Raw genomic sequence first — 12,439 nt, 5'->3', positions numbered from 1 at the left:
CTCTGCATTTCTGAGCGGATGTTAATCGTAGAACGGCGCAACCAACGCCCGACTGCCGACGAAAAAGCTGTCGGCAACCAGTCGCAGCGGCTGGAGGTCCAGGTCACTGGCTTTGTCGCCAATCAGCTGTTGAAAATGTCGATACACCGCCGCGTACTCGCCTTCCTCCGATACGGCTTGGCTCACGCCGTCGATACTCAACAGCGCGCCACCGTTGTCCAGTCTCAGGATGCCTTCGGTGCAGCGAATCTCGATGCTCCAAAGTTCTTCGTGACCGTGGTCGAAATCGAATTCCGCGCGAACATCGAGGTGGTGCGCGTCAGACATTTTAATGGAGGCGGCGATAGGCGACTGGCAGTTGCTGGGGACTCGCAGTTCGGCAGACTCAACAAACAGCGGCAGCGCCAGCAGATGGGTTGCAATCGACAAGGCATTGATACCGGGATCGAAGACGCCCAGGCCTCCGGGTTGCCAGATCCATGCCTGGCCTGGGTGCCACTTGCGCACGTCTTCCTTCCAGTCGATCTGTACGCGTTGCAGGGTGCGGGTGGCCAGCCAGTTGCGGGCGGCTTCGATGCCGGGCGCGTAGCGTGAATGCCAGGCGAACAGACCGCTGACGCCTTGCTCATCTGCCTGATTCACCAACGCCATCGCTTCACCCAACGTGGCGCACGGCGGTTTTTCCACCAGCACGTGTTTGCCAGCGGCCAGCGCTTGTTGCACCAGAACGAATCGTCCTTGCGGCGGCGTGCAAAACGCAATCGCATCGACGGACGGGCCGTTTTCGAGCAGCTCGCTCAGAGACTGAAAGTTCGCTACCCCGTCGCAGGGCTGCCCTTGCGTTGCGACAGATACCAACTGGAACGCGGGGTTGGCGTTGATAGCGGGGACGTGTTGATCCTGGGCAATTTTGCCGTAGCCCACCAGACCGAGACGGATCGGTTGCATCAATGACTCCTGGCTTTTTTTCTTGTCTTGGAAGCGAACGGGCAAGGTTACGTTTGTAGAGCGGGGAAGTCATTGATGATGTGCTTTCGGATGCGCAGCTGTCAGCAAGCCCCCGCCGCTGTCCACCAGAGCATGACCAGACTGGCACCCTAGCGACCGATCAGCGAACTCGCCAACAACGCCTCCAACCCCATCGGTTTGGCAAAATAATAACCCTGGGCCTGCCCTGCGCCCATTTCGCGCAGCAAGATCAACGTTGCTTCATCCTCGACACCTTCGGCCACCACGCTGAGGTCCAGCGATTCGGCCATACGCACAATCGCCCGGACAATCGCGCGACTGCGGGAACTGGTGGTCAATTCGAGGATGAACGACTTGTCGATCTTCAAGCCGCTGAAACGGTATTGATGCACATAGCTCAGGGATGAAAACCCTGCACCGAAGTCATCGAGCACCACCGACATGCCGTTGTCGGCCAATTGCTGCATGGTGAGTCGGGCAATCGCCGGCTCAGCGACCAGCGCACCTTCGGTCAACTCCAGGCAGATCCGCGACGGCGAGACCCCGTGCCGCGCCAACAGTGCGAGCACATCACTGGCGAAGTCCGGGCGCGTCATGCTGTAGCTGGAGCAATTGACGTGCACCGGCGGCCAATTGGCGTGCTCGGGCTGTGCGAGGATTACTGCGATGCTGGTAAGCATGTACAGGTCCAGTCGACCGATCAGGCGCAGACCCTCGACGTCCGGTAAAAACTCGCCCGGCGCGATCACCCGGCCGCCCGGCTGATGCCAGCGGATCAGCGCTTCAAGGGCCAACAATTCGCCGGTTTCGACGCTGACAATCGGCTGGAAATACGGTAGCAGTTCGTCAGTGCGTTTGAGCGCATTGCGCAAGGCACCTTCACGCTCGACCTGGTCCGAGACTTCACGGCGCACTTCCTGGTTGAACACCGCGTAGCTGTCGCGCCCGGCACTTTTGACCCGGTACATCGCCGCATCGGCATCGCGCAACAAGTCGGCTGGCTCGTGATGGAACTGACTGTCGGCGCTGACAATGCCGATACTGCAGGACGAAAAAACCTGATGGCCATTGATGACAAACGGCAGGTCGAACGCCACCAGGATCCGTTCGGCGATGTCGATCACCACGTCCAGCGGTGCCTCGGGAGCGAGCACCGAAAACTCATCGCCCCCCAGGCGCGCCAGCATGTCGGTATCGCGCAGACAGCCGCGCAGACGATGGGCAGCCTGCCTCAACAGCAGGTCGCCAAAATGGTGGCCAAGGCTGTCGTTGACCATCTTGAAACGGTCGAGGTCGATGAACATCACAGCCAGGTGCCCGCCTGCGCAACCGAACTGCGACCAGGCCAGATTGAGGCGCTGTTGCAGGTAGGTGCGATTCGGTAGCCCGGTCAGCGCATCATGGGAGTTTTCGTGTTGCAACTTGGCATTGGCGTGATCGAGTTCGCGGGTGCGGTTCTGCACCCGGGCTTCCAGCATGAGGTTGGCAGCATGGATCGCTTCGGCGGCGGTGCGTCGCGACAACGCGGTGTCGATGTGCCGCGACACGAACGTCAGCAATTCCTGATCACGCAGGGTATAGCGCACCTGCGAGGTATAGCTTTGCACCGCCAGCACGCCACGCACCACATCGCCATCGAACAAGGGGATGCCCAGCCAGGAATAGGATTGGAAATACGCATCGGCAACTTCGATTTCACCGTGCGCAGTCAATCGCTCAGCTTCGTCGGCGTCAATCAGGCAAGGTCGACGCTGACGGATAACGTACTCGGTCAAGCCCCGGCTCCCACGCCGTGCCACCGGGCAGGTCGTTTGCCGCTCATCAACATAATACGGAAAGGTCACTTCACTGGTCGCGTCGTCGAACAGCGCAATGTAGAAGTTCCGCGCGAAGAGCAGATCACCGACGATGCCATGCAAGGTTTGAAACAACTCAGCCATGTCGCCAGGCTGGCTCGACAGCTCAGCAATCTGGAACAGTGCACTCTGCAGATGTTCGGCGCGCTCTCGTTCTGCCACTTCCTGCCGCAATGCGTTGTTGAGTGCCGAAAGCTCCAGAGTGCGACGCATCACCGTCGCTTCCAGGTCCTCTCGGTGCAGAATCCGGTCCAGCGCCATGGCCACGTGGCGGGCCACCACCAGAAACAGCGCGCGGTCTTCGGCGCTGTAGGTACGCGAAACGTCGTAGACCTGCATGGCCAGCATGCCGAACACGTCATCCGAGGCATTTTTCAACGGTGCGCCCATCCAGAATTCGGGACGATCACCCACGCAGTAAAAACGGTCCTCGGCCTGAGCCGCGAGAATGCCGGCGGCGTCGATCAGCAACGGCTGGCCGGTGGTCAACACCTGGCCGGTCAACGACAGGTGCGAAGGGTCAAGGTATTCGTAGTGCGAGGACTCCACGGCATCAACGTCGATGATGTCGACGTAATACGGGTAGTCAATCTTGCCGCTGTGCGGGTCATACAGCGCCAGATAGAAATTCTCGGCGTCGATCAGGCTAGCCAGCAGTCGGTGAACCCCCACCAGAAACACTGACCGGTCGCGGGTCGAACTGGCCAGGTAGGTAATTTCATACAGCACTCGCTGAGTAATCTGCGCACGGGCAAGGGTACTGGTCTGTACCTCAATGCCCAGGCGCTGGGCAAACTCGGCGAGCGCCGGTTCCGCGGCATCGTTGACTGGCGCCAGTAGCCAACCCAGCACACTTTCGCCTCTACCGGTCGGCCAGCGGTGCAAGTGCATGGACAGGCAAAAGGCTTCAAACTCGTCATTCGCAACGCTTGACGGCCACTGCTCCAGCGGGTTGCCCTGCCCGACCCAATGCATTTGTTCACCGGTGCGGTAAACGACCCAGCCAGTGGTGTGGGCCCAGTTGCGCGCGGAGTCCAGCAATTGTTCGATCGTGTCCTCGTTGCCAGCGTAGGCCAGGGCGACAGTATCCAAACTCCCTTTTTGTTGAGAGGCAAAAACGTCGCAATCGTTCGATTGCCGTGGGGAGTCGGTCAATGGACGAAAACTCATCAGCGCTCCCTGAGCCAGAAACTGGCGATACTCACGTACTGTTTGCCAGCAATGTGCCGGCGAGCTTTCCGTTTAAAGCTTATAGAGGTTTTTTTCAATCGTTTTATTCGCTTTAGTGCCATGTCGACACGCTACAGCCCACAAGTTTCTGAATGATCGCCTCGCGGTCGAAGCCGTCCTCCAGCCTTAAAGCTTGAATTGAGTGACCAGTGCATTGAAGGAGACGGCCAGCCGCGACAGTTCCTGGCTGGAAGCGCTGGTCTGATTGGCACCCGCAGCGGTCTGGGTCGACAGGTCCTGAATGTTCAGCAAATTACGGTCCACCTCACGGGCGACCTGGGCCTGCTCTTCGGACGCCGAAGCGATCACCAGATTGCGCTCGTTTATGGTGACGACCCTGTCTGTAATCTTCTCCAGCGCCGCCCCGGCGCTCTGGGCCAGTTCCTGAGTGTTGATGGCCAGCGACAGGCTCTTGCCCATGGCAGTGACGGCCCCATTAGCGCCCGATTGCACGGTACTGATCATGCCTTCGATTTCTACGGTCGAGGCTTGGGTGCGGTGGGCGAGCGCGCGCACTTCATCGGCCACCACCGCAAATCCGCGTCCCTGTTCGCCAGCACGGGCGGCTTCGATAGCAGCGTTGAGCGCCAGCAGGTTGGTCTGTTCGGCAATGCTGCGGATCACGTCCAGTACCTTGCTGACTTCCCGAATGTGCCCGGCCAGTTCAGTCACCGTTTCGGTCGACTCGGTGATCTCTTCCACCATGGTGCTGATGCCCATGAGCGTTTGGTCGACCTGACTGCGGCCATGAGCAGCGTCTTCGGCCGCGGCTTTAGAGGCCTTGGAGGTCGACACGGCGTTGTGCGCCACGGCCTCGACGGCCGCAGTCATTTCATTGACAGCGGTGGCCGCCTGCTGGATTTCGTTATTCTGCCGCGTCAGGCCCCGGGTACTTTCCTCGGTCACAGCGCTCAGCTCTTCGGCGGCCGAGGCCAACTGGTTCGAGGCGCTGGCGATCTGCGCAATGGTGTGTTTCAAGCCGCCCTGCATGTCCGCCAAAGCATTGAGCAGTTGCCCCGCTTCATCGCCACGGGTAGTGGAAATGCTCTGGGTCAGATCGCCACCGGCAATGCGCTGGGCACTCGCGACTGCCACCGCCAACGGGCGGGTGATCATGCGCGTAATGAGAATGCCCAGAGCGACAGCCACCAGAAAGGCGATCACGATCCCGACCAACAGGATCAGCATTGAGCTGGCTTCGAGTTCCTGCGCACCCTCGGCACTTTCTTTGATCTGCCGCTTGTTCGAATCGATCATGGCCCGTAGGTGATCGCGGGCATGAATGAACACGTCAACCGACAGCGCGTTCAGGCGATTGCGTGCCTGCGCAAGATCGCCGACGTCCACCGACTCAATGACCTTCTGTGCACCTGCCACATAACCGGGCCACAGTGCTTTGTACTTGTCCCCGGCTGCCCGCTCGTCAACCGCCAGAGGTGTGGCACGGTAGGTCGCGAAGGCATCTTCTGCCCGAGCCAGATCCGTCGCCAGGTTCTGGCGAACACGCGCCTTGTCCGCTTCGGACACATCGCCGGCGTGAGCGTCAAGCAACCGGTAAAGCCCGCGGTTGTGAGCGACCAGGCTGGTCATGGTCTCGTTGATGTTGCCCACTGAGACCAGGCTGTTGGAAAAGGTCAAAGACAGCGCAGTGGCCAAACGATTGATTCCCACCATTCCCAACCCACCCACGGCCAGGGTAATCAGGGCGCAAATGACGAACGAGGTCAAAAGCTTGGTCGAGAATTTGGACTGATTCAGAAGGTTCACGTGGCAAACTCGATGGATTGGAGGTAATGAAATGGAAAACGACCACTACCGCGAAAGTATTCGCGGTAGTGGGTACTGATAGACAAACAGAACTGCATCCCCCGTTGGGAAAGTTGATGAACGATTAAAGGTGAACCTTAAAGAAGGCCGCGAAAATCCACTCTATTAAAAATGGAATCGTGTCGATCAGTACCGATAGGTTGCCTGCACTGAAAGTCCATTCGCACTGTTGTCATAGTTGGCACTGTATTCCGGTTGAAGACCGGAGTTGTTCGCCTGCTTTACCGAGACTTTGGAATCCCAGAGATAACCATAAGCAAAGTCTATGGTCAGATCGGAATTCGGCGAATAAGCACCGCCCAAAGTCACGGCCTGGCGATTCCCAACGGGAATGCGCACGCTGCGATCGGCATTTCTGATTGGCGACGGATCATAGGCGTAGCCTGCACGCAGCAGCCATTGTTGGTTCAATTGATAGGAGGCACCCACTGCGGTGCTCCAAGTGTCGCGCCAGTTCATTTCTTCGATCACATGTCCCATGCCAGCCGCCTGGCCCACGGGAGAAAGTCCGCTGTTGACGGCCTCGACCTTCTGGATCCGGCTCCAACGTTTCCAGGTGGTCCCCAGGTACCCCGTCCAGCGACTATTGAAATGATGGGTGATAGACGTGTCCACGGATTCGGGCATGGTGAGGTCTATCTTGTTGTCATATTTTCCGTCCAGCGGGATAACGCTCGGGGAGCCGGAAACTTCAGTATGCCCTTCAAGTTCATAGTCCACCTTCGAGTGATAGTTAATCCCCCAACTGGTTGACTCAGTAAAGTCAACCAGGATGCCTAGGTTGTAGCCAAGTGCCGTGTCATCGCCTTTGATGGTGACCAATGTGTCCTCGCCGTTGTTCAGGGCGCCGGTGGCCAGGTAATTCTGAAGCTTTGCATTGAAACGGTTTATGGTCGGTCCGCCACCAATGGACACGTAGTCATTGATCCGATAGGCAATGGTGGGCTGAAGGGTGATCTCCTTGGTCGTACTATAGGAGCCATGGTAGCGGCCCTGAAAAGTGCTCTCGTAATCATTGATCAGACCACTCGGAGCATAGAGACCCAGGCCAATCGAGAAACGATCATCAAGTGGCGTCGACATATAAGCGAAGGGCACAACCCCCAACGGTACCGAGTCCCCTTTATTCGTTCCCGGGGCACTGCTCTGTGCATCACTGATGTCATCGCTCACCGAGACGACTGCAGCTCCGCCGGAAATCTCAGTACGTTTCAATTTGGTCAAACCTGCGGGATTTCCAAAGATAGTGCTGGCGTCCAGCGCAGAAGACGACCTCCCCGCATAAGCAGTACCCGCACTACTTGCACTTTGCTCGTTCAAGGCAATGCCATTGGCGCCCGCGTTTGTTGAAACGCTGAGTATTGCCGCGACACCTGTGAATTTAATCCAGGAAGACATTTCTCGCACAGCCGAGAGACACGGGGTTGCACGGTTGCTCAGTTTCATTTCCCACCTCGTATTGTTTTTATTGATTGGTGCGCAGGCAAAGCTTCGCCTTCCGGTGCACTTGGTAGTGCCGGTTGGCGTTGATCGAAGTTGTGAAACAGGCCCTGGTTGACTATTACCAGGGCCGGGGTGCCGAACTTACGAAGTCAGGTTCATTTGAGCCACTCCACCTGAAAGCTATAGAGACCAAGAAGGAGGGCCAGGGACTCTTTATCTCTCCCGGCCCGGATGCACGCGACTAATCCACGTTGTTCATGCTGTATAACCTCGACCTCGATGCCCTTCAGACACATACGTTCCACTTCCTGCCAAATTACTCGGGTCACCTCGCGCTGCTGCAAGGCGGGCTTGAAGATTTTGCCAACCGCCGTCAATGGCAGTGCTTCGAGGATTTCGATCCGCTTGGGAATAGCCGCCCGCTCACTGATGTGTCGCTGAGCAAACTGCTCAAGTTCTTCGACGGTACAGTCATGATTTGGTCGCAGTTGCACGAAGGCGACCGGCACTTCACCCGAATAGGCGTCCGGGCTGCCGATGGCAGCCGCCAACGCCACCGCTGGGTGGGCCTGTAAAGCCTCCTCGATTTGTTTTGGATCGATATTGTGACCGCCGCGGATGATCAGTTCCTTTTTGCGCCCGGTCAGCCAGAAATAGCCATTTTCATCCTGGCGCCCCAGATCGCCCGTATTCAGCCAACGCTGACCATTGATCTCAATCCACAGGCCCCGGTTATGGCTATCTTCAACGTAACCCTCGAACAGGTTCGGACCCGTGATGGCGATCAGGCCAATTTCATCGATGTCGGCGTCGCGCAGATAAACTCCAGCGTCATCGAGCATGACTGCGCGCATGTCCTGGTAAGCAATTCGTATACCGATAGAGCCGATATAGCGCTCGCCATGGGGCGGATTAACCGAGGAGACGCACGCGCCTTCCGTGAGTCCATAGCCTTCGAGGATCTTTACCCCGGTCCGGCCTTCGAACTCCCGGAAAAGCTCGACCGGCATCGGCGCGGCACCACACATGGCATAACGAAGGCTGGACAGGTCGCGGCCTTCCAGCTCGTTTTGCAACAGTGCGGAATAGACGGTTGGAACGCCGGAAAAGAAGTTGATGCCGAAGTGCTCAACCATCTCCCAGAAGCGTGTGATCACACCCTCACCGCGATAACCGTGCGGTGTGCCGAGGATGACATGATCACCTTGGGTCCAAGGCATCAGGCCTGTCACCAGCTGTGCATTTACGTGGAACAGCGGTAATCCACAAAAAATGACCTGGCGGCTCCCCTGTGGTTGCATGTGCGTAGCCATGGCCCATGCATTGAAGACCTCCGCCCCATGGGTTCGCATTGCTATCTTGGGTAGCCCGGTGGTACCGCCGGTGCAGAAGTAAGAGGAACGATCCTCAGGGCGGAATTGCCGGTCGCTTTTCAGGTGCGTGCCTGGTTGAGCATCCATCAGCGTCCGTAATTCGTGAATCGTGGCCCCCCTGTGCAACTCATGTTCTTTCTCTGCCAGGGATTCAAGCGATTCACGCTGAGCTACATCAACATAGGGGCCCATGCCAACCCAAATGACGTGCTTGATCTCGGGAAGTTGATCCAGCTGCGAGGCCAGCTTAGGCCAAAGGTCACTGCCCGGCGTCGGTGCGAGCGTTACCACCACGCTGGCCTTGGCGGCCCGTAGCAAGGCAGCCATCTGTTTGGCCTCTTGCAGCGGATTGATCGCCATGACGACACCGGCCGCTTCACCCCCCCAGATGGTGAAATGGGTTTCCGGCAGGTTGGGCAGGATGAAGGCCAGCACTTCACCCGGGGTAATGCCCAGGTCGTGAAAGGCATTCGCCGCGCGAGTGATATCTTCGACGAGTTCGGCATAGCTCCAGTGGTGGGTGTTCCTGAAGCTGGTAGCGTCGACGAAGAAACTCAGTGCAGGCGCGTTGGGGCTAAGCTCGGCGGTACGTTTCAGCGCTTCATAGGTGCTGGAATCCAAGCCACGTTCCGCCAACGGGACCTGCTCGATATTTTCAATGTCATTCAGCGATCGCACCATCATCGTCAGGCTTCCTCTACGACTCGGTTACGTTGCACGCCCAGGTCGATCACACCATCCGCGCTGCTAATGCGCGCTTCGACTACGTCTCCTGGCTTGAGATACTGAGACCGACCCTCTTGTGCCTTGAGGAAAAGCTTCCACTTGGTGGCTTCTGGCAAAAGGGCTGCAATGCGCATTTTACCGGGCGAAGGGATCGTTAGAGCGCAGCCGGCAGGCGTACCAGTGGCGATCAAGTCTCCAACGGCGAGATCTTGCAAGGAGGAAAGTTCGGTCAAGGTTTCAGCGGGGCCGTAAACCAGATTTGCTGTGCTGTCGTTCTGTCGTACCTGGTCGTTGACTGTCAGGCGCAGCTGCAGTTCTTTCAGGTAATGCATGTTCTTGGCATCCAGAAGGCACAGGTACGGGCCGACCGGGCCGAAAGTGCGGTAGCTCTTGCCCTTGTAGAACTGCATCTGGGGAATCTGAATGTCACGAGCCGAGTAGTCATTGACGATGACAACGCCTGCAATGAACTCATGCAGATTGGCGTCGGTGACAGCAATAGCGCCGGTGATCGAGCGCTTCATCACAAGGCCTAGCTCGATCTCGTAGTCAAGGAAGCGCACGTGGCGCGGTTTGATCAGGTCGCTGTCTGCCGCCACCAGGCAACTCGTCGCCTTGGTGAAGATCATGTTGAATTTCTTCGCATCCGGGTCCATGCCCGACTCGATCATGTGCTGACGGTAATTGGCACCCTGGCAGACGAATTGCTGGTTGCGGGTTACCGGCGACAGCAGTTTTACTTCGCCCTCCTCCAACTCCGAACCTTTTAGCTGAGCGAGGTCGTCGATACTGTTCTGGCTAATAAAGTCACCGGTGGTTTCAAAAACACCGGGGACAACTGTGATACGGCCCTGGCGTAGCACGCCCCAGTGGATACCGTTCTGAAATTCAAAGCGGACTACGTGTACAGCAGACATTGAAGGTACTCCTGGAGCGGCGTTTGTCCCGCGTTCGGTGGCGCGAGAACTGTGATGTTGTTCTGAAAAGGGGCTGGCAACGGTGTAGACCCACGCACCGCCAGCAATCAAAGCGCCGGCTTTAAGCACGTCCCGCCGGCGAAACCGGGCTGAGTTGTCCGACATGGCGGCAGCTCTACCCGAACATCCGCATGAGTGTTACCAACTTTCGAATGGTCAGGTCCGGGCTGCGTCGCAGGTTGCGGATCAGCAGAAGCAGATTGGCCAGGCTCATCTTGGGTTTGGTAAAACTCTTGGGCATGCGCTGCCCCCACTGCGCCATTGCCTCAGGACTCACCGGATGAATGCCCGTAGGCCGAGTGGCCGTGAAAAGATCCCCGTCGCAATAATGCTCGTGCTTATCACCCCAAGGGTCTTGCCAGTAATCGAAGATCTGACTGCCCAGAATATGCCGGCCGATGCCCCATGAGTGCTCCCACCCGCGCTCGCGCAGGACGCGCTGCCCCATACCCACGGCATCTGCATCGACGACTTCATAGGCGCTATGGCTGTAGGCGGCCATGAACCCTTGCGCAATCGCGAGCGTATGGTGATCCGCGGGAATGTCACCGAGATCAAGGCGCATGAAAGTGACAATAGGCGTGCCGTCGGGGAGAACCTGCACATCGCTGGGAATAAACCCGAAATGCTGCGTATACCAGGCACAGGTCGCTTGATAGTCGGCCACTTCAATGACGATGTGACCCAGTTTGAGTACTTCAGGGGGAGCAATCGGCGGGCGCTGCGTGGCGTTTATTCGCGGTTGTTCCTGCGCCAGATTCCAGTTGAGAGGAGCTCTATGGGCCAGCGTCTTGCAAGGCGTCTGATCGCAGACAGCTTCCACAATGAAACCGGAAGGATCCGTCAGTCTGACGTAATACCCTTTACCAGGATGATCCGATTTCTCGATCGATGATGCACCCGGGATCCGAGTGAGCTTTTCCAGATCTTCCAGGGACTGCACGGCAAGTCCGAACCCGATAAAACGTGCATGTTCGGCCCGTTGGACACGGTAACAATAGGCAGTGGCGTCGGTGGCCCGCATATAGAGCGTATCGGAGTCCTGCCGACTTACCGTCAGGCCGAAGTCAGTCAGAAAACGCGCCGCCTCATTCAAGTCCGGCCGTTGGAAAATCAGGTGAGTCAGATCCTGGGCCTTTACCGTCGGCTGCGGATGCCGGGCGGGCTGTTGCGTCGCCAACCGGTGCAGTTCGATTTTGTTGTTCATTGTTATTGTTTTCCGGTTTTTTTGGGCAAAGCTGTCCCGAACCCCTGAAAATCCAGGGGTTTAGCCAATTAAGTCAGTTACGAACTCAGTCGAGAGATGGAAGTGCCGGCAACTCTTTGGTCGCCAACGCACGAGCCTCCTCTGACGGCACACCCAATGCCCGCAGTACCAGCTCGGCGGTATCAGAGCCCGCCTCGCGCCACGTTCGGTGACCTTCCAGCACCAGGAAAATCGAGCCAAGCACGCTGCTCGATATCAACGTCAGTACCGAGAGCAATTGCTCCTGCGCAAACGTGTAGCGCCCAGTGGTAAGCCCGCTCAGAAGATCCTGGGTCGCTTGGCTGCTGAACATTTCGCGCAACGCCGAATTGCTCATGGCGAATTTATGGATGAACGCGCCCCACTGGGAGTCTTCGTGCGCTCGGCGAATGAAGAATCGAATGCCATTTGCAAGGCGATGAGCGGGATCCGAGAGGGAGTCGAAGCTCTTGTTGACGCGCTCATGCATCTCCCTCGCGAGATGACTGGCGACCGCCTCGAACAGGCTTTCCATGCTGTCGATGTTGCTATAGACCGTTCCGCGCGCCACGCCTGCCTCTTGGGCGAGGTCGAGGATGTTCACGTGTGAGGTGCCTCTCTCGGCAAACAGGCGAAAGGCAGCTTGATGGATGCGACGCTGTGTTGGATTCAGGGATTCCACGGTTCTCTCTCCAGGATTACCTTATGGACCGATTGAACACTCGTGTTCATTTTACGTCAACACTATTTTTTAGCATGTTGGATTTTCTGTCCGAAACCGACCTTATAAACCAAACAATCTGGACGCCATGA

At 57.6% G+C, this 12,439-nt stretch carries 8 protein-coding genes and 1 pseudogene; all 9 read right to left on the bottom strand.

What is annotated here, in order from left to right:
- Window positions 1-21: 21 nt before the first annotated feature.
- Entirely contained in the window at window positions 22-948 is a 927-nt protein-coding gene (locus tag ACA056_RS10565) for a Gfo/Idh/MocA family protein (protein ID WP_497272504.1), read from the bottom strand.
- Window positions 949-1,097: 149 nt separating this feature from the next.
- Entirely contained in the window at window positions 1,098-3,995 is a 2,898-nt protein-coding gene (locus ACA056_RS10560; RefSeq protein WP_497272502.1) for an EAL domain-containing protein, read from the bottom strand.
- 186 nt (window positions 3,996-4,181) lie between these two features.
- Window positions 4,182-5,045, bottom strand: coding sequence for a methyl-accepting chemotaxis protein (locus ACA056_RS10555; RefSeq protein ID WP_497273512.1), 864 nt, complete (start codon window positions 5,043-5,045; stop codon window positions 4,182-4,184).
- Window positions 5,040-5,822, bottom strand: a pseudogene (locus ACA056_RS10550) (MCP four helix bundle domain-containing protein); the annotation flags it as partial. The pseudogene ACA056_RS10550 and the gene ACA056_RS10555, both read right to left, overlap by 6 nt.
- 186 nt (window positions 5,823-6,008) lie before the next feature.
- Window positions 6,009-7,328 carry an outer membrane protein transport protein gene (locus ACA056_RS10545; protein WP_497272500.1) on the bottom strand — a complete coding sequence of 440 codons (1,320 nt, stop codon included), beginning with the start codon at window positions 7,326-7,328 and terminating at the stop codon, window positions 6,009-6,011.
- Window positions 7,329-7,480: 152 nt separating this feature from the next.
- Window positions 7,481-9,382: an acyl-CoA synthetase gene (locus ACA056_RS10540; protein WP_497272497.1), complete on the bottom strand. Its 1,902-nt coding sequence runs from the start codon at window positions 9,380-9,382 to the stop codon at window positions 7,481-7,483.
- A gap of 2 nt (window positions 9,383-9,384) precedes the next feature.
- Complete coding sequence (locus ACA056_RS10535) at window positions 9,385-10,341, bottom strand: fumarylacetoacetate hydrolase family protein (protein WP_497273511.1); 957 nt, start codon at window positions 10,339-10,341, stop codon at window positions 9,385-9,387.
- A 175-nt stretch (window positions 10,342-10,516) separates the two neighbouring features.
- A complete protein-coding gene (locus tag ACA056_RS10530; protein WP_497272495.1) occupies window positions 10,517-11,608 on the bottom strand; it encodes a VOC family protein in 1,092 nt (363 codons plus the stop codon).
- Window positions 11,609-11,693: 85 nt separating this feature from the next.
- Entirely contained in the window at window positions 11,694-12,308 is a 615-nt protein-coding gene (locus ACA056_RS10525) for a TetR/AcrR family transcriptional regulator (protein ID WP_497272493.1), read from the bottom strand.
- Window positions 12,309-12,439 lie beyond the last annotated feature (131 nt).

The organism is Pseudomonas sp. LBUM1666, from assembly GCF_059695775.1.
Note: the sequence above shows the minus strand (reverse complement) of the source record. Positions and strands in the feature narration are given on the sequence as shown.

What these genes read in the sequence shown, in the direction of transcription:
- ACA056_RS10565 (WP_497272504.1), bottom strand. Translation starts at nt 948, where the DNA reads ATGCAACCGATCCGTCTCGGTCTGGTGGGCTACGGCAAAATTGCCCAG.
- ACA056_RS10540 (WP_497272497.1), bottom strand. Translation starts at nt 9,382, where the DNA reads ATGATGGTGCGATCGCTGAATGACATTGAAAATATCGAGCAGGTCCCG.
- ACA056_RS10555 (WP_497273512.1), bottom strand. Translation starts at nt 5,045, where the DNA reads ATGCAGGGCGGCTTGAAACACACCATTGCGCAGATCGCCAGCGCCTCG.
- ACA056_RS10545 (WP_497272500.1), bottom strand. Translation starts at nt 7,328, where the DNA reads ATGAAACTGAGCAACCGTGCAACCCCGTGTCTCTCGGCTGTGCGAGAA.
- ACA056_RS10530 (WP_497272495.1), bottom strand. Translation starts at nt 11,608, where the DNA reads ATGAACAACAAAATCGAACTGCACCGGTTGGCGACGCAACAGCCCGCC.
- ACA056_RS10560 (WP_497272502.1), bottom strand. Translation starts at nt 3,995, where the DNA reads ATGAGTTTTCGTCCATTGACCGACTCCCCACGGCAATCGAACGATTGC.
- ACA056_RS10535 (WP_497273511.1), bottom strand. Translation starts at nt 10,341, where the DNA reads ATGTCTGCTGTACACGTAGTCCGCTTTGAATTTCAGAACGGTATCCAC.